We start from the raw sequence: 18,461 nt of genomic DNA on the forward strand, positions 1-18,461 counted from the left end.
GACTACGTCACTGGCCGTGCCGGACAGCTCCGATCGGGTGCCATCCATCGGAACGGGTACCGCCTTGTCGGCGTTCCTGTCCGTCGGGTTCATCGCTCCTCCGCAGAATCGATGCAACCGAACCTCCACCGTAGCGCAGCACCGGACCCGGCCGGCCCCTCCGAAGCTGCCGAAATCCGGGAACCGGCGTGGCCCCACCAAAATTCCCGTCGCGGTGCTGCGACACTTTTCGATACGTTCGCCCAGCTCACCCCGCATCTCCGCGGCCGACCCGGCAGTGTCCCCGCGACAACGGTGGCCGAAACCGGCGCCACCGCTCGATTCACCCACCCGTCCGGGCAATTCGGGCACCTGATCGAGCGCAGATGATCCTTCGCGCGTGTGAAAATTTCACCCGGTTCCGTATTTCCGCCGACGGCGACCTCTGCGTTACCACCTGCTCCTTGCCACCGCTTCGAAACTGCTGCTACCGATGACGGACCAGGCCGCAGCTGACGCTGCCATCGACCTTCTGTGACGGAGATCCGATGCCCTTGCTCCTCCCCGGCCGGCGGCGGCTGACTGCCGCCGCGGTCACCGCCGCGATCGCCGCCGGTACCCTCACCGCCGCCGCTTCGGCGGGCGCCCCCGATCTGCTTCCCGTTTACCGGGACACCCACTACAGCTTCGCCGAACGCGCCGCCGATCTCGTCTCGCGCATGACCCTGCCCGAGAAGGTCCTGCAGCTGCGGACCAACAGCGCTCCCGCCATTCCGCGGCTCGGTGTCCAGCAGTACACCTACTGGAGCGAAGGGCAGCACGGCCTCAACACCCTCGGCGCCAACACCGATCACGGCACCGACACCGGCGGGGTGCACGCCACCAGCTTCCCCACCAACCTCGCGAGCACCATGTCCTGGGATCCCGACCTCCTCTACCAGGAGACCACGGCGATCTCCGACGAAGCCCGCGGCATGCTGGACAAGTCGCTGTGGGGCGTCGCGCAGAACAACATCGGGCCCGACAAGGCCGGGTACGGCTCGCTCACCTACTGGGCGCCCACCGTCAACCTCGACCGGGATCCGCGGTGGGGGCGGACCGACGAAGGGTTCGGTGAAGACCCCTTCCTGGTTGCCGAAATGGCCGGGGCGTTCGTCAACGGCTACCAGGGGCAGACCCGGTCCGGCCGGCCGATGACGCCGTACCTGAAGGTGGCCGCCACCGCCAAGCACTACGCGCTCAACGACGTCGAGAACGACCGGCACGCCGACTCCTCCGACACCACCGACGCCAACATCCGCGACTACTACACCGCGCAGTTCCGGCACCTCATCCAGGACGCGCACGTCTCCGGCCTGATGACCTCCTACAACGCCATCAACGGCACGCCCGCGCCGGCGAACACCTACACCGCGAACGCCCTCGCCCAGCGCACCTACGGTTTCGACGGCTACACCACCTCCGACTGCGGTGCCGTCGGGGACGTCTACGCGCCGGGCAGCCACGGCTGGGCGCCGCCCGGCTGGACCTCCACCACCGCCGGCGCGGCGACGCAGTGGACGAACACCGCCACCGGGCAACGGGTTTCCGGGGCCGCCGGTGGGCAGGCCTACGCCCTGCGGGCCGGCACCCAGCTCAACTGCACCGGCTCCGAAGCCACCGTGGCCAACGTCGAGGAGGCCATCAAGGCCGGGGTGCTCTCCGAAGGCGTGCTGGACAACGCCCTGGTGCACGTCTTCACCACGCGGATGCAGACCGGCGAATTCGACCCGCCGGACCGGGTCGCCTACACGCGGATCACCAAGGACCAGATCCAGAGCGCCGCGCACCACGCGCTGGCCGCCAAGGTCGCCGCGAACTCGTTGGTGCTGCTGAAGAACGACGCCGTTTCCGGTGCCGCCGCGCCGCTGCTGCCCGCCGATCCCGCGAAACTCGGCAACGTGGTCGTCGTCGGGGACCTGGCCGGGAAGGTCACCCTCGGCGGCTACTCCGGCGAACCCGCCGTCCAGGTGACCGCCGTGCAGGGCATCACCGCCGCGCTGAAGGCGGCCAACCCGGCCGCCACCGTCACCTTCGACGCGTGCGGCACCTCCACCGGCGCCACCACGGCGGCGAGCTGCTCGGCGGCCACGCAAGCCGCGCTGAAGACCGCCGACCTCGTCGTGGTGTTCGCCGGCACGGACACGAACACCGCCACCGAAGGCCGGGACCGCACCAGCATCGCCCTGCCGGGCAACTACGACTCGCTGATCGACCAGGTCAAGGCGGCCGGCAACCCCCGGACCGTGCTCGCCGTCCAGGCCGGCGGCGCCGTTTCCCTCGACCACGCCAAGGACGGCGTCCCGGCCATCGTGTTCAGCGCCTACAACGGGGAAAGCCAGGGCACCGCGCTCGCCGACGTGCTGTTCGGCAAGCAGAACCCCAGCGGGCACCTCAACTTCACCTGGTACGCCGACGACACCCAATTGCCCGCCATGAAGAACTACGGTCTCAAGCCGTCGGAGACCGGCGGGCTCGGCCGCACCTACCAGTACTTCACCGGCACCCCCGCGTACCCCTTCGGCTACGGCCTTTCCTATACGAACTTCGCCTACTCGCGCGTGCACGCCGACACCCGGAACGTCTCCGCCGACGGGCAGGTCACCGTGCACGTCGACGTGACCAACACCGGCCGCACCCCCGGCGCCACCGTCGCCCAGCTGTACGCGGCCACGGCGTTCGGCGTGCCCGGCGTGGAACTGCCCCGGCAGCGCCTGGCCGGCTTCCGGAAGACGAACGTGCTCTCCCCCGGCCAGACCCAGCACCTGGCCATCCCGGTCCGGATCGGCGACCTGGCGTTGTGGGACGAGGGAAAGCACCGCGAGGTCGTGTACGACGGCCCGTACCGGTTCGGCGTGGGCGCCGACGCCCATCACCTCGCCGGCAGCGCCACGGTGACCGTCACCGGCGCCCGCACGCCGAAGACGCGGTACGTGACCGTGCAGCCCGGCCAGGTCGTCTTCGCGCCCGGCCAGCGCCTCGACCTGACCGGCAGGAACCCGTGGATCGCCGACGACACCGGCCAGGCGGACCGGCACGTGCCGGCCGACCACGTCGTCGAGGCGGTGCGCGACGACCAGTCGTTCACCGACCTCGCGCACGCCCGGATCGGGTACCGCAGCAGCGATCCGCGGGTGGCCCAGGTCAGCCGGACCGGGCAGGTGACCATGGTGGCGCCCGGCGTCACGACCATCAGCGTCACGGTCGACGGCGTCACCGGCACCACGCCGGTGGTGGTCAAGCAGCCGTTCACGCTCGCCGCGCCCACCCAGGTGAAGGCCGGGACCACGTACCCCGTCACCACCACCCTGCCGAACCCGGCGGGCGCGCGGCCGCTGCGGGACGTGACCCTGACGCTCGACGTGCCGGCCGGCTGGACCGCGAAGGCGGCTTCGCCGTCGACCTTCCCCGTGGTTCCCGCCGGGCAGACCGTCAGCACCACCTGGGAGGTCGCCGTGCCGGCGTCGGCCCAGCCCGGCAAATTCGCCGTGTCGGCCCAGGCCACCTTCACCTCGGCCAACGGGCCGGGTGCCTCCGTGGACGCGGCCACCGTGCTGCTGCCGCACCCGCCGTACCCGTCGCTGGCCGCGGCGTACAACAACGTCGGCGTCAGCGACGACGCCAGTCCCGGCTCCGGCAACTTCGACGGCGGCAACGCCAGTTTCTCCGCGCAGGCGCTGGCCGCGGCGACGCCGAGCCTCACCCCGGGGGCCACGTTCACCCACGACGGGCTGACGTTCACCTGGCCGGACGCCCAGCCCGGCAGCCCGGACAACGTCGTGGCCGGCGGAGTCGCCGGTGGGCAGACCATCGCGCTCTCCGGCTCCGGGCAGACGTTGGGCCTGATCGGCGCCGGCGACTACGGCAGCCCGAGCGGCACCGCGACGGTGACCTACACCGACGGCACCACCGAATCCCACTCCGTCAGCTTCGCCGACTGGTGGGCCAACGCGGCGACCGGCGGCGACGTCCTCACCACCCTCCCCTACCTCAACAACAGCGGCGGACGGCTGAACCAGCAGGTGAGCCTGTACTACGCGCCGATCCCGTTGCAGCCCGGCAAAACCGTGCAGTACGTGACGCTGCCGGACGTCAGCGACGGGGCGAACATGGGCACCGCGGCGATGCACGTCTTCGCCGTCGCCATCGGCTGATCCGGGGTCAGCGGGCGCAGGTGAAGCTCGCGGCGCGGTCCGGATCACCCGCCCGGTACCGCGGCCACGCCGGAAATTCGCAGAGGGGCCGGGTGCGCTGGTGGGCCAGGTCGGTGACGACCTGGTCCGCCGGCGCCTGCCAACGGTCCACCCACCGTTCGAGGGCCGTGAGCGAGTCCCAGCCGGCCGCGAACGCCGGCGTCCCGAAGTTGGCGTGGTTGGCCCCGGGCACGACGTAGTAGCGCAGGAAGGCGTTCGTCGTCCGGGGGCCCGCCACGGCCCGCACCCGCTCGTAGTAGTCGCTCGTCGAGTACGGGGAGACCAGTTCGTCCGCGGCGCCGTGGAGCAGGATCAGCTTCCCGCCGGCGCGGGCGAAGGGGCGCAGGTCCGCGTCGTTGCGGTCCTGGACGGCGGACAGGGCGCTGATCCGGTCGAGCCACCGGCCGGGGTGGCGGGGATCGACGTCCAGCGCGTTGTGCGCCGGGTCCCGGGTGAGGAAGTACTTGACCCACTGGGCCCAGTACTGCATCCCGTAGCCGCTCGTGACCGGCATCGGGTCGGCCGGCGCGGTGGTGCCGAAGCCGAGGAACGGCGTCCGCATGTCCGCTCCCGAAAGGAACGGGAAGCCCGGGTAAGCGGTTTCACCGCTGGCGATCCGGTACGGCCACCGGAACGGCGACGACATCGCGGTCACCGCACCGATCTGCGCGTCGGACAGGCAGCCTGCCCCGGCAACCGTCCCGTCCGGACAGCGCAAGGTGCGCGGATCGAAGCGGCAGCGGGGGTTCGAGACGACCTTGTCGACGACGCCGTCCGCGCCGTCACACGCCTTGATGACGCTGTCGTAGAGGACCGTCTGCTCGGCGGGTCCGGGAAAGGCGCCGGGACGGGAGAGAACCTGGGTGAGGTAGCCCAGGTCGAGGACCTCGGCGAGGTTGTTCCACGCCGGGTAGGCCGAGATCACGCCGTCGAAGGCGGCCGGCCACCGCTGGGCGGCGACGAGCGCCTCGCGGCCGCCGGTCGACCCGCCCGCGAAGAACACTTCGGCGGGCTTCGCCGCGTAGGCGTGCCGGATGAGGAACAGGCTCGCGTCGCGGGTCTTCTTGAGCGCGTCGCCGGCGGCGAAGTTGGTCAGGGCTTCGTCGTTCAGGCCGAAGGATCCGTCCAGGGACGGCGGGGACGCCGGGTTCTGCTGGTGGCCCGAGTCGCCGGCGAAGGTCGCGTACCCGCGCGCCAGCGGCCCCGGCCGGTCGGCGGGCCCGAACGGCACGTTCGCCGTCAGGTCCGGGATCGTGCCGTCGTACCCGCCGCCGCCGAACATCAGCGCCTTGCCGTTCCACGTGCGGGGCAGCGCGACGCGCAGCTTGATCGCCGGCGCGGCCGGGTCGACGGGGAAGAGGTCGGCGTCGAGGAGGCAGTAGCGGCCCACCACGGGGTTCGACACCTCCGCCACCGCCGTGACGCGGCCGCCGGTGGTCGGCAGGCTGATCACCGGCGCCGGGATCGCCAGGCCGGCCGGCCCGGCGCACTCCGGCGCCGCCGTGGCCGCCGCGGCGGCCGGTGCGGGTGCGCTCGCGGCGAGCACCACGGCCGCCGACAGCACGAGCTTGCGGGTTCTCCTCATAGTGGCCCCTTCTCAGTGCAGGTGCGCGCCCGGGACGGCGTGCGGGTCGGCGCGGACCTCGGCGGGATTGGTCTCGGGCAGGAACCACGCGCTGGCGAAGGTGATCAGCCCCATCGCCGTGATGTAGACGGCGACCGGCCAGGTGCTCCCGGTCTGCGCGATGAGCGCGGTCATCAGGAACGGCGTGCCGCCGCTGACGACGATCGCCGACAGCTGGTAGGCCAGCGACGCACCCGAGTAGCGGACGCCGGGGGCGAAGAGCTCGCCGAGGAAGCTCGCGATCGGGCCGTAGGTGAGGCACTGGAACACGAAGCCCACCGTCACCGCGACGAAGATCAGCGGCAGGGACGCCGTGCCGACGAGCCCGAAGTACGGGAAGGCCCAGACGGCCACGCCGAGGCCGCCGATCAGGATCAGCGGCCGCCGGCCCACCTTGTCCGAAAGGTGCCCGGACCACGGGATGGTCGCGAGCATGGCCACCGAGCTGAGCAGCACGACCGCGAGGAGCGCGTTGCGCTTGAGCCCCAGCGATCCGGTGCCGTAGCTCAGCAGCCCGGAAATGCTGACGTAGAACAAGCTGTTGGTGGCCGACAGGAGCCCGCAGCCGAGCAGGATGGTGCCCCCCTTGCGCCGGACGACCTCGGCCAGCGGCGCGCGGACCACCGGCGTCGACGCTTCCCGTTGCAGGGCCCGGAATTCGGGGGTGTCCTCGACCTTGGCCTGAATGTAGAGCACGATCGCGAACATGACCACGCTGAGCAGGAACGGGATGCGCCAGCCCCAGCTGAGGAACGCGGCGTCCGGCATCAGCGCGCCGGCGGCCACGAAGACCAGGTTGGACAGGACCACGGCCACCGGAACGCTGGTCTGGCCGAAGGTCCCGGCGAACCCGCGCCGCTTCGGCCCGGCGGACTCGGTGAGCAGCAGCACGATGCCGCCCCACTGCCCGCCGGCCGCGAGCCCCTGGACGAACCGCAGGATGACCAGCAGGGTCGGTGCCAGTGCCCCGGCGGCGGCCGCACTGGGCAGGCAGCCGATGAGGAAGGTCGCCGCCCCCATCACGGCCAGGCAGGCGACGACGACCGGCTTGCGCCCGTACCGGTCCCCGAGGTGCCCGGCGAGCACGCCGCCGATCGGCCGCGCCACGAACCCCGCCCAGAAGGTGCTGAAGGCCAGGAGCGTCCCGGTCAGCGCGGTGGCGTGCGGGAAGAACACCTTGGGGAAGACCAGCGCGGCCGCGGTGCCGTAGAGGAAGAAGTCGTACCACTCGATCGAGCTGCCGACGAGGCCCGCCGCCAGCAGTTTGCGGAAGGCCCGGCGCCGGGTGGCGGACACCGCGGCGGCGGACTGCCCTTCGGGCTGGGTGAGCGGGATGGCCATGGTTGCCGCCTTCGTCGAGGAGCGCCGGCAGGTGATGGCGGTCATGGTAGGGCGCCGTTACGCTGCGACCGGAGGTGTGGACCACCCACTCCTCCGCACCGGACGGTGGGTCTTTCGCCCACCCGATGCCCCCGGAGGATCCCTTCGTGACCACTGGCTCGCCCGGCCGCCGGCAGCGTGAACTGGCGTCGTTGTACGCGACCGTCAAGTCGCTCACCGCCCTCGGCGAGCTCGACGAGGTCCTGCAGTCGATCGTCCACCACGCCCACGACCTGATCGGCACCGACTTCACCTACCTCTCGCTCGTCGGCCCGGACGGCCGGCTGTCGGCCCGCGCGTCGGACGGCACGATCTCCGCCGAGTTCCTCGCCGCGACCATCCCGGCCACGGTCGGGCTCGGCGGCAAGGTGCTGGCGTCCAAGAGCCCGCACTGGGTGCGCGACTACGCCTCCTCGACGCTCATCCAGCACGATCCGAACTTCGACCGCCTGGTCGGCACCGAGGACCTGGTGGCGCTGCTCGGGGTGCCGCTGGTCATCCGCGGCGAAGCGGTGGGCGCGCTGTTCGCCGCGGACCGCTCCGAACGTTCGTTCCAGGCCGAGGAAATCGCGCTGCTGAACGCGTTCGCCGACCACGCCGCCGTTGCTCTCGACAACGCGCGGCTCTACGAAGAAAGCCGGACCGCACTGCGGGAACTGCGGGTCGCGTACCGGAAGATCGAGCGGGCGCAGGCGATCCACGAAGTCCTGACCGGGGTCGTGCTGGGCGGCGGGACACCGGACGACGTCGCCCAGCACCTGGCCGACCAGCTCGGTGGCAGCGTCACGCTCCTCGGCCGGACGGACGTGAGCGACCTGACCGGCGCCGTCGAGGACGCCCGGCGCTCGGGCCGCTGCTCGGTGTCGGTGGCCGCGGACGGGACCACCCGCTGCGTGGCCGCGATCCAGGCCGGCGACAGCTACCTCGGTGCGCTGGTGTGGATCCCGGACGCGGCCGGCCGCCACGACGTGCCGGACGACACGGACCTGCGGACCCTCGAACGGGCCACCCACATCCTCGGCCTGCTCGTGCTCAAGGAGCGCGCCGTGGCCGAGGCCGGCGAGCGCCTCAGCGGCGAGCTGCTGACCGAGCTGATGGTCGGCAGCCCGGGGATCGGCCCGGCCCAGCGCGCCCGCACCCGCGCGCGCAACATCGACGCCGACCGCCTGGACCTGGTGCTGGTCGCGGAGTCCCCGGCGATGCCGGCGGGCGGCCTTTCCCGGCACCTGTACGACATCGCCCGCGACCGCAACGGCCTGGCCGGCGAACACCTGGGCCGGGCCACGATGATCCTGCCCGGCACCGACGCCGTCCGCACGGTGGCCGAAGTCCACACCGGACTGCGGCGCTCGCTGGGCGGTCCCGTGCTCGTCGTCGGGGAACCCGCCGCCGGCCACGACTGGGCCCGGGCCTTCGCACTGGCGGGCCGCTGCAGCGCGGTGCTGCGCGCGCTCGGGCACACCGACCTGGGCGCCACCACGCGCGAATACGCCTTGTACGCCACGGTTTTCGACCCGGAGCGGGCCGGCGAGCTCGACCGGTTCCTGGCCGGCTCGATCGGCGCACTCCTCGACTACGACGAGCGGCGCGGCACCGACCTCGTCGGCACCCTCGGCGCGTACTACGTCCACCGCGCCAACGTCGCGGCGACGGCCCGCGCGCTGCACCTGCACGTCAACACACTGCTCAAGCGGCTGGACCGGGCCGGCACCGTGCTCGGCTTCGACTGGCGCCACGAGAACGACCTCGAACTACAGCTCGGCCTCCGGCTGCACCAGCTCCGCGCGGTCACGCCCTGAGACCGCCACCGAGCCGCGCAGGGCGGCCTTCGAGATCTTGCCGGTGCCGGTCTTCGGCAGGGCGGGCACCAGGACGACTTCGTCGGGCAGCCACCACTTCGCGACCATCGGTGTGAGGTGCGCCAGCAGGTCGTCGCCGGTCGTCACGCTGCCTTCGCGCAGCACGACGTAGGCCACCGGACGTTCCATCCACCGCGGGTCCGGGCGCCCGATCACCGCCGCTTCGACGACGTCGGGGTGGGCCGTGATGGCGCTTTCCAGCTCGACCGAGGAGATCCACTCGCCGCCGGACTTGATCAGGTCCTTCATCCGGTCCACCAGCCGCAGGTAGCCCTCGGCGTCGATGGTGGCCAGGTCGCCGGTGCGCAGCCAGCCGTCGGCGGTGAAGCTGCCGCCGGCGTCCACCCGGTAGTAGCCGCCCGCCACCCAGGGGCCCGCCACCTGCAGCTCGCCCACGGCGTCGCCGTCGCGGGGCAGCTCCCGGCCGGTCTCGACGTCGGCGATCCGCACGTTGACCAGCGGCAGCGGCTGGCCCTGGGCGGCCCGCACGGCCACCTGCTCGGCCTCGCCCGCGTCCCGGTGCTGGGTGCGGGTGCCGCCGATCGCCCCGACCGGGCTGACCTCCGTCATCCCCCAGGAGTGCGTGATGGGCACGCCGATCGCCGCGCGGTAGGTCTCCGACAACGCGGGCGGGACGGCCGAGCCGCCGCCGAGCAGGAACCGCGTGGCGCTCAGGTCGTGCTCCCGCAGGCCCGGCGCCAGGCTCGTCCAGACCGTGGGGACGGCCCCGGCGACGGTGACCCGCTCGGCCGCCATCAACCGCAGCAGGTGGCCCGGGTCCGCGGACGGGCCGGGCAGGACCAGGTCCGCGCCCGCCAGCATGGCGCCGTAGGGCAGGCCCCAGGCGTTGGCGTGGAACATGGGCACGATCGGCAGCACCACGTCGCTCTCGCGTAGGCCGATGAGGCCTGCGGCCAGGGTGCCCAGGCCGTGCAGGACCGTCGACCGGTGGCTGTAGAGCACGCCCTTGGGCGGGCCGGTCGTCCCGGAGGTGTAGCAGAGCCCGGACGCGAGCTGCTCGTCCGCGAGCGTGAACGTGTCCTCGAACGAGCCGGTGAACGGCGCCGCCCCGGCGACCAGCTCGTCGTAGTCCAGGACGCGCGGGTCCGCCGGGACCGGCGTGCCGCTGCCGTCGGGCAGCACCACCCAGTACCGCACGCCCGGCAGCCGGCCGGCGCTCGGCCAGATCCGCGGCAGCAGCGCGCGATCGACGAACACGACGTCGTCCTCGGCGTGGCCGGCGATGTACTCGAGGTGCTCGGCCGGCAGCCGGATGTTGATCGAGTGCAGCACCCGCTTGGTGGCCGGCACCGCCAGGTACAGCTCGAGGTGCCGCCGGTGGTTGCTCGCGAAGGTGGCGACCCGGGCCCCGGGCGGGACGTCGAGGCCGGCCAGCGCGGTGGCGAGGCGCCGGGCCTGGCCGGTCACCTCGGCGTAGGTCAGCCGCCCCTCCCCCGCCGTGACGACTTCCTTGTGCGCGTAGAGCCGCTCGGCTCGCTCCAGGATGTGGGCGATGGTGAGCGGCCGCGGCTGCATCAACCCGTCCATGGCACCCCCTTTCCTTCCGTCGCCAGTGACTGTAGAAGCGGTCCCGCCCGCGGAGAGAGGGCGGAACCGCCCACTCGTCGGGAGCCGGCGGTGGTGATCACCTCCACGGAACCGGTCGACAACGCCGGGGTTGGGCCGAACGGACCCGTATCCCCGCCGCGGACCGGCCCTCCTGAAAAGGGTGGGGATGGACGACCCGGCGGGCGACGGGACCGAAGGGCAGGACCGGCCGGAGTTCCGCGTGCTCGGCCCGTTCGAGGTGCTGGTGCACGGCCGGCCGCTCGAGCTGGGCGGTCCCCGCATCCGCACGCTGCTCGCGCTGCTGATCGCGAACGCCGGCCGGGTGACCGGAGTGGACACCATGGCCGACGCGCTGTGGGACGTCGACGCCACGCCCGGGACGCCCCGGACGGTGCGGACCTACCTGTCGCGCGTGCGCCGCTCGCTGGCGCCGGTCGCCGCCGACCTGATCGAGACCCGCGCGGCCGGCTACGCGCTGCGGCTGGGGCCCGCGCTGCTCGACGCCCGCGAGTTCGAACGGCTGGCGACCGCCGGGCGGGCCGCGCTGGCGGCGGATCCGGTGACGGCGGCGGACCGGCTGTCCCGCGCGCTGGCGTTGTGGCGCGGTGACGCCTACGAGGACTTCGGCGGCACCGTGGCGCTGCTGGCCGAAACCCGGCGGCTGCGGGCGTTGCGGCTCGGCGCCCTCGAAGACCGCATCGACGCCGACCTCGCCACCGGCGCCGGCGAGGCGCTGATCGGCGAGCTGACGGCGTTGACCGACCGCCACCCCGGCCACGAGCGGCTGTGGGGCCAGCTGATGACGGCGCTGTACCGCGCGGGCCGCCAGGCGGACGCGCTGGACGCGTTCACGCGGGCCCGGACGCTGCTCGTCGACCGGTTCGGGCTCGACCCCTCGCCCCGCCTGGCCGGGCTGCACCGCCGGATCCTCGACAACGATCCCCGGCTGTTCCCCCCGCGCCCGGCCCGGCCGGTCGCCACCCGGCCGGCCGGCGCGGTCCGCAACGACCTCCCGGGCGACATCGCCGACTTCGCCGGCCGCGAACCCGAGCTGTCCCGGCTGCTTTCGGCCCGGGACGGCGTCACGCACCGGGCGCCGACGGCCGTGGTGATCGAGGCGATCGACGGGATGGCCGGCATCGGCAAGACGACCCTGGCCATCCACGCCGCGCACCGGCTCGCCCGGCACTACCGCGACGCCCAGCTGTTCATCGACCTGCACGGGCACACCTCCGGCCAGGCCCCGACCAGCCCGGCGGCCGCGCTGGACACGCTGCTGCGCGCCCTCGGCGTGGCCGCGGACCGGATCCCCCACGAACCGGACGCCCGCGCGGCGCTGTGGCGCGCGGAACTGGCCGGCCGCTCGATCCTCGTCGTGCTGGACAACGCCGCGGACGCCGCGCAGGTCCGGCCGCTGCTGCCGGGCAGCGCGGGTGCCCTGCTGCTGATCACCAGCAGGCGGCGGCTGGTCGGCCTGGAGGCGGCGCACACCCTGTCGCTGGACGTGCTGCCGGAGGACGCCGCGGTCGCGTTGTTCGGCGGGATCGTCGCCGACGACCGGCCCGCCGCCGAAGGCGGTGCCGTCCGCGACGTCGTCGCGCTGTGCGGGCACCTGCCGCTGGCCATCCGGATCGCGGCGGCGCGGCTGCGCACCCGGCCCGCGTGGACGGTGGCCCACCTGGCCGACCGGCTGCGCCAGGCGGGCCGGGCCCTGGCCGAGCTGTCCGCGGGCGACCGCAGCGTCGCCGCGGCGTTCGCGTTGTCCTACGGGCACCTCGACGCGGCGCAGCAGCGCATGTTCCGGCTGCTCGGCCTCAACCCGGGCCCGGACGTCGACGTCCCGGCCGCCGCGGCGCTCGCCGCGGTGCCCCCGGCCGAAGCCGAGCGGCTGCTGGAAAGCCTCGTCGACGACCACCTGCTCCAGCAGCCGGTGACCGGGCGGTTCCGCTTCCACGACCTGGTCCGCCTGCACGCGCGGACCACCGCGCTGGCCGACGAGCCGGAACCGGCCCGGACCGCGGCGCTGCGCCGGCTGGTCGCCTTCCACCTGCACACCGGCCACCGCGGCAGCCGCCTGCTCGACCAGCAGCACCCGCCGATCGACGTCGGCGAGCCACCGCCGGGCTGCGTCCCGGCCCCGCTGCCCGACGACACGGCCGCGATGACCTGGTTCGACGGCAACCACCAGTGCGTGCTCGCGGCGCGCCAAGCCGCCGAGGACGCCGGCTGGGACACCTGGGTGTGGCAGCTGGCCTGGACGCTGGACAACTTCCACTACCGCCGCGGGCACCTGCAGGCCAACATCACGTCGTGGCTGGCCGGCCTGGCCGCCGCCGAGCGGCTCGCGGACGTGGCCGTGCAGGCCCGCGCGCACCGCCGCCTCGGGCTCGTCTACGGCCCGTTCGGGCTGCCGGCCGAGGCGTTGCACCACCTGAACCGTTCGCTGGCCTTGGCCGGCGACATCGACGACACGCTGGGCCAGGCGGGCGTCCACTTCGTCCTGGCGCTGCACTGGACGCACGAGAAGGACGACGAGCGGGCGCTGGAGCACGCGACCAGCGCGCAGGAGCTGTACGGAGCACTCGAAGACGGCAAGTGGGAAGCACGCGCGTTCGCGTTGATCGGCGCGTGCCTGAGCCGGCTGGGACGCCACGAAGAGGCGCGCAGCCACGCCGAAGCCGGGCTGGCGCGCTGCCGCGAACGCAACGACGTCTACGGCCAGGCCGACGCCCTGGACAGCCTGGCCGCGATCGCCGCCGAAACCGGCGACCACGGCGAGGCCCTGGACCGGTCCAGGCGGGCTCTGTCCCTGTGGCGCCACCTGGACAACACCTACCGCCAGGCCGCGACGTTCGCCGCCACGGGCGACGCCCACCGGGCTCTGGGCCACCCGGACCAGGCGAACGAAGCGTGGCGGCAGGCCATCGACCTGTACCGGGCAGGCAACCTGCACCCGGCCGCGGACGAGGTCGAGAAGCGGGCGGCGAACTGGAGCCGGACCGGCGATGTCGGCTGAGCGCAGGGACCACTGCCATCGTGGGCTCCCTGGTTCTCCGCCCACCCGCGGCGGATCACGACGTCACCGCGAGGCCCTCCGGTTCGCTCCCGACCGGCACCGTCGCCACCACCGTGTTCGTCGCGGTGTCGATCACCGACATCGAGCCCGAGCCCGAGTTCGTGACGAAGACGTAGCTGGAGTCGGGGGCCGCCGCGACGCCTTCGGGCTGGTCCTGGACCGGGATCGGGGTGTGGCCCAGCAGCGACACCGTGTCGGAGCCGGCGTTCGCCACGTACACCTGGCCGCGCGGGGTGACCGCGACGCCCATCGGGACCTGCCCGACCGGTTGCGTCGTCATCAGCGTCGGGCCGGCCGCGCTGATCGCGTTGACGCTGTTGGCGCCGGTCGCCGCCACGTAGACCCGGTCGCCCGCCGGGCTGAGGGCGATGCCGGCCGGGAAGCGGCCGACCGGCAGCGTGGCCGCGACCTGGTCCGACGCGACGTCGATCACCGACACCGTGGCCGCGCCGTTGTTGGTCACGTACACCCGGCGCCCGTCCGGGCTGGCGGCCGGGCTGTGCGGGAACCGGCCAACCGGGATGCGCCGCACGACCGTGTTCGTCGCGGTGTCGATCACCGACACCGTGTCGGCACCGAAGTTCGTCACGTAGGCGTGTGTGCCCGCGACCGCAACACCGAACGGGTGCAGTCCGACCGGAACCGTGGCCAGCGTCGAGTAGGTCCGGGCGTCGATCACCGACACCGTGTCGGAGAGCTCGTTGGCGACGTAGACCCGGTCCCCGTCGGGCGCCGCACCCACGCCGACCGGCGACCGGCCCACCGGGATGGTCGCGACCACCTCCTGCATCCGGGTGTCGTACACGGTCACGCTGTCCGAACCGCTGTTGGCCACGAACACCTGGACCCGCGAGGGATAGGCGTGCGCCTCCGGGCAGACGGAGGCGGCCGCCAGGACCAGCACCGCCAGCACCCGGATCCGCACGGCACGCCGCCGCGAGCGCGGAATCGCGCCATTGCCGAATGACATTAGCTTCTCCAGTCGGGGCAACCCGTGTCTTGCGCAGGAAATGAAGGATCCCCGGATCTCCCGTGCGGACGCCTTCGGCGAAACCGGTCGGCGAAGCGCTTGTGGCGCGCCGTTTCCCGGGCCGCGACCACGCTAACCGACGCTTCGGCGAACCTGCCACCGGAACAAGATCATGATCGCCTTGACGAGTGACGACGATGACGGCCGGCGCCAATCCCGCGAATAAACCTTTTGAACCCGACCGGGTGGCCCCGGTGCCGGGTGGCGAACGTATGGCGCCACTGTACGGGGGGTCAATGAATTCCCCGGGTTGTTCGTCCCACTCGATAACCGGGGAGTTCAGGGGACGCTGAAAGAACGAATGACGAGGGGAAGATCGGCGCGCCCGTGGGGCGCCGGCACCTACCGAACCACACGTCGGTGATCACTCACCTGTTCGTGGGCCGACCTGACCGCCGGCGGCGGCGTCAGGGAGTGCACCCGCCGCCACCACCGGTACTGCCCGAGGCGCAGTTCGCGGTCCACGCGGTCGCCTCGGCGATCGACGCCCGGATCCGCCGCGCCCCGGCGCCGCGGACCAGGGCGGCCAAGGGGGCTTCGCGCACGTTGCCGAACGACAGCCAGCGCGACATCGGGCACGGTGTCACCGATCCGTCGGGCAGCACCGCGACGACGCCCTTCGCGCACCGGCCGCACAGCTCGCCGGTTTCGGGGCGCCGGCCCGCCGCGCCGCGGCCGAGGTGCCGCAGCCGGTCCACGGCGATCCGGCCGACGCCCATTTCCCGGAGCGTCTCCTGGGCCGCGGCCACCCGCTGACCCGGGCGGACGTCGATGATGCCCACGTTCACCGGGATGTTCCGGGCCAGTGCGGTCCTGATCGTCGCCGTGGTCCTGGCGTGGCTGCCCCGCCGGCCGACGATTTCGTCGTGCTCCGCCGGATCGTCGGAGTAGTAGCTCGTCCCCAGCTCCACCCCGGGCCGGGCCGCCGCCGCCCACATACGGGCGGACAGGCGGACGAGGTTCGACGTGATTTCCACCCGCAGGCCGGAATCCGCCGCGTGCCCGACCAGGTCCGGCAGTTCCGGGCGCAGGGTCGGCTCGCCGCCGATGAACTGGACCTTGCGCACGCCGATCGCGGCGGCCTCGTCGATGACCCGGATCCAGTCGGCGCGGGTCATCGGGCCGTGGCGGCCCGCGGGGGTGCTTTCGGCGTAGCAATGGACGCAGGTCAGCTGACATTTTCCGGTGACTTCCAGCCAAACGAGATCAACGGGGACGCTGCCGTTTCGCATCCGTTCAGTCTCGCAGTACCGGACGGGCGGCGGAAGCGGCCGGATATGCTGGGCAGCCCTGCGCGCCCCAAGGTGAGTGATGGCCCACCCTGACATCCCCGGTGACGAGCCGGTCCCGGACGGGACCCGTTCGACGCTGTCCGGCACCGCGGCCGACGTCGTCCAAGCCCGGGACATCAGCGGCGGGGTGCATTTCCACCGGCCGCCGGCCGCCGATTCCGGTGTCCCCCGGCAATTGCCCCGCGATGTCCGCGATTTCGTCAGCCGGACGGTCGAACTCGACCGGCTGGACCGGGCTCTGCTGGGCGCCGAGCCGGCCGGGCTGACCGTGGTCGTGGGCACGGCCGGCGTCGGCAAGACGGCGCTGGCGCTGCGCTGGGCCCACCGGGCGGTGAGCCGGTTCCCGGACGGGCAGTTGTACGTGAACCTCCGCGGCTACGACCCGGGCGCGCCGGTCACCGCGGAGCAGGCGCTCGACCGGTTCCTGCGCGCGCTGGCCGTGGCGCCGGGCCGGATCCCCGACGACGTCGAGGGCAAGGCCGCGCTCTACCGTTCGCTGCTGGCCGGCCGCCAGGTGCTCGTGGTCCTGGACAACGCCGCGCACATCGGGCAGGTCCGCCCGCTCCTGCCGGGAGGAGCCGCGTGCCGCACGATCGTCACCAGCCGGGACCGGCTCGAAGGGGTGCTGGCCCACGACGGGGCGCACCGCATCACCCTGGAGACCCTCCCCGAGGCCGACGCGACGACGCTGATCCGGGCGCTCACCGCGGACTACCGCAGCGGCGACGAGCCGGCCGACGTCACCGAGCTCGCCCGGTTGTGCGCGCGCCTGCCCTTGGCGTTGCGCATCGCGGCCGAGCGTGCGGCGTCCCGGCCGTGGATGCCGCTCGCCGAACTGATCGGCAACCTGCGGGACGAATCCCGTGTCTGGGACGAGCTCTCGGCCGGCACCGGCGAGGAGCACGACGGCGTCCGCGGGGTGTTCGCGTGGTCCTACCGGTCGTTCACGCCCGCGGCGGCGCGCATGTTCCGCCTGCTCGGGCTGCACCCGGCCGCCGAGTTCGGCACGTGGGTCGCCGCCGAGGCGGCGGGTCTGCCGGTGGCGACCGCCCGGGTGCTGCTCGACGCCCTCGTGGGCGCCCACATGCTGGAGCAGACCGCGGCCGGCCGCTACCAGTTCCACGACCTGCTGCGGGCCTATGCCACCGATTCCGCGCACCGCGACGAACCGTCCGGACACCGGCGGGACGCCGTGGCCCGGATCCTGGCGTGGTACCTGCACACCGCGCACCGGGTCGGCACGGACATGCGTCACTGGGGGCGGATCCTGCCGCCCGATGCCCTCCCCGCACCGGCCACCGTGCCGCAGTTCGCCGACCGTGACGCGGCCGTGGAGTGGTGCCAGCTGGAAGGTCCGAACCTGCTTGCCGCCATCCGGGCGGCGGGAAAGTCCGGACTCGACACCGTGACGTGGCAACTGGGCCTCGCGGCCGAACCGGCCATGCACCTCATGCCGGCCGACGACCGCCGTGCGGCGGTGCACGTCGCCCTCGCCGCCGCCCGTCGCGACGACGCTCGGCAGGGCGAAGGCGCACTCCTGGCGACGCTCGCCGAGATCGAGCGGACGAAGGGGCGGTTCGACGAAGCCGCGGCCCGCGCCGGGCAGGCGCTGGCCATCTTCCGCGAACTCGACGACCGGCACGGCCTGCGCATCACCCTCAACTTCCTCGGGGTCATCCTTCTGCACAGGCGGCAGTTCCGGCGGGCTGTCGACCGGTTCGAGAACCTTCGGGAATTGCAACGGGTCGAGGGGGACATCGAAGGGGAAACGGCAGCCCTGTTCAACCTCGCCGAAGCCTACGACGGAATGCGGCGGCACCGCGACGCCGTCGATGCCGCCCGCGACAGCGTGGAACTGGGCCGGGAACTGGGAAACCGGCACTTCGAGCTCGTCGGCCTGATTCTGCTCGCCCGGGCGAGCGCGAACCTCGGTGCCGTGGGCGAAGCACTCGCCGACGCCGCACGAGGTGTCGCGATCGCGCAGGAGTTGCGCGACACCCGCACCGAAGGTTGGGCGTTGCTGGACTACGGCCGGATCCAGCGCATCGCCGGCCGGTACGAAGACGCCCTCGTGTCCTACCGGCGGGCCCTCGGCATGTTCTCGGACTCGAGCGTGTCCCAGCGGCGGGCCTGGTCACTCGACGGAATCGGTGCCACGCACCGGGAGTCGGGCCGCGCCGGCGAAGCTGTGCCCTTCCACCGGCAGGCGGTGGAGGTGGCGCGGGCGGCCGAGGCCCCCAGGGTCCTGGGCCTGGTCCTCGCCAACCTCGCGGAATCACTGGCCGCGGCCGGCGCGGACGACGAAGCCGTGCCGGTCCGGTGGGAAGCGGCGAGCCTGCTCGCGCAGCTCGACGACCCGGAAGCCGTCGAACGGCTCGAGCAGATCCGGCGTGCCCTGCCCTGATCAGCACGAGGCCCGG

Annotated in this window: 9 protein-coding genes; 4 read left to right on the forward strand and 5 right to left on the reverse strand. The window is 73.0% G+C overall.

Going from position 1 to position 18,461, the window contains the following annotated elements; genetic code table 11:
• Positions 1-527: 527 nt before the first annotated feature.
• A complete protein-coding gene (locus C2L59_RS10855; protein ID WP_103349396.1) occupies positions 528-4,172 on the forward strand; it encodes a glycoside hydrolase family 3 C-terminal domain-containing protein in 3,645 nt (1,214 codons plus the stop codon).
• 7 nt (positions 4,173-4,179) lie between these two features.
• Here C2L59_RS10855 and C2L59_RS10860 read toward each other — a convergent pair whose 3' ends face one another.
• Both C2L59_RS10860 and C2L59_RS10865 read right to left on the reverse strand, forming a co-directional pair.
• Complete coding sequence (locus tag C2L59_RS10860; protein WP_103349397.1) at positions 4,180-5,796, reverse strand: tannase/feruloyl esterase family alpha/beta hydrolase; 1,617 nt, start codon at positions 5,794-5,796, stop codon at positions 4,180-4,182.
• Positions 5,797-5,808: 12 nt separating this feature from the next.
• Complete coding sequence (locus C2L59_RS10865; protein WP_233223408.1) at positions 5,809-7,221, reverse strand: MFS transporter; 1,413 nt, start codon at positions 7,219-7,221, stop codon at positions 5,809-5,811.
• Positions 7,222-7,322: 101 nt separating this feature from the next.
• Between C2L59_RS10865 and C2L59_RS10870 the strand changes: the two genes are divergently transcribed.
• Complete coding sequence (locus tag C2L59_RS10870; protein WP_103349399.1) at positions 7,323-9,014, forward strand: GAF domain-containing protein; 1,692 nt, start codon at positions 7,323-7,325, stop codon at positions 9,012-9,014.
• Here the strand turns inward: C2L59_RS10870 and C2L59_RS10875 are convergent.
• On the reverse strand, positions 8,967-10,622 hold the full coding sequence (locus tag C2L59_RS10875; protein WP_103349400.1) for a long-chain fatty acid--CoA ligase: 1,656 nt from the start codon (positions 10,620-10,622) through the stop codon (positions 8,967-8,969). The genes C2L59_RS10870 and C2L59_RS10875 overlap by 48 nt on opposite strands.
• A gap of 187 nt (positions 10,623-10,809) precedes the next feature.
• On the opposite strand from C2L59_RS10875, the gene C2L59_RS10880 reads away from it, so the two are divergent.
• Positions 10,810-13,659: a BTAD domain-containing putative transcriptional regulator gene (locus C2L59_RS10880; protein ID WP_233223410.1), complete on the forward strand. Its 2,850-nt coding sequence runs from the start codon at positions 10,810-10,812 to the stop codon at positions 13,657-13,659.
• Between the two features lie 55 nt (positions 13,660-13,714).
• On the opposite strand, the gene C2L59_RS10885 is transcribed toward C2L59_RS10880, so the two are convergent.
• The gene (locus C2L59_RS10885) at positions 13,715-14,689 is read right to left on the reverse strand and encodes a beta-propeller fold lactonase family protein (protein ID WP_103349402.1); all 975 of its coding nucleotides are present in this window, start codon (positions 14,687-14,689) and stop codon (positions 13,715-13,717) included.
• A 467-nt stretch (positions 14,690-15,156) separates the two neighbouring features.
• A complete protein-coding gene (locus tag C2L59_RS10895; protein WP_158263033.1) occupies positions 15,157-15,981 on the reverse strand; it encodes a radical SAM protein in 825 nt (274 codons plus the stop codon).
• Positions 15,982-16,060: 79 nt separating this feature from the next.
• Between C2L59_RS10895 and C2L59_RS10900 the strand changes: the two genes are divergently transcribed.
• The gene (locus tag C2L59_RS10900) at positions 16,061-18,445 is read left to right on the forward strand and encodes a tetratricopeptide repeat protein (RefSeq protein WP_103349403.1); all 2,385 of its coding nucleotides are present in this window, start codon (positions 16,061-16,063) and stop codon (positions 18,443-18,445) included.
• Positions 18,446-18,461: the final 16 nt, after the last annotated feature.

This window comes from Amycolatopsis sp. CA-128772, assembly GCF_002904295.1.
In the GTDB taxonomy this organism is placed as follows: Bacteria; Actinomycetota; Actinomycetes; order Mycobacteriales; family Pseudonocardiaceae; genus Amycolatopsis.

Coding starts and splice junctions, on each gene's coding strand:
- C2L59_RS10855 (WP_103349396.1), top strand. CDS start 528: ATGCCCTTGCTCCTCCCCGGCCGGCGGCGGCTGACTGCCGCCGCGGTC.
- C2L59_RS10860 (WP_103349397.1), bottom strand. CDS start 5,796: ATGAGGAGAACCCGCAAGCTCGTGCTGTCGGCGGCCGTGGTGCTCGCC.
- C2L59_RS10865 (WP_233223408.1), bottom strand. CDS start 7,221: ATGACCGCCATCACCTGCCGGCGCTCCTCGACGAAGGCGGCAACCATG.
- C2L59_RS10875 (WP_103349400.1), bottom strand. CDS start 10,622: ATGGACGGGTTGATGCAGCCGCGGCCGCTCACCATCGCCCACATCCTG.
- C2L59_RS10880 (WP_233223410.1), top strand. CDS start 10,810: ATGGACGACCCGGCGGGCGACGGGACCGAAGGGCAGGACCGGCCGGAG.
- C2L59_RS10885 (WP_103349402.1), bottom strand. CDS start 14,689: ATGTCATTCGGCAATGGCGCGATTCCGCGCTCGCGGCGGCGTGCCGTG.
- C2L59_RS10895 (WP_158263033.1), bottom strand. CDS start 15,981: ATGCGAAACGGCAGCGTCCCCGTTGATCTCGTTTGGCTGGAAGTCACC.
- C2L59_RS10900 (WP_103349403.1), top strand. CDS start 16,061: ATGGCCCACCCTGACATCCCCGGTGACGAGCCGGTCCCGGACGGGACC.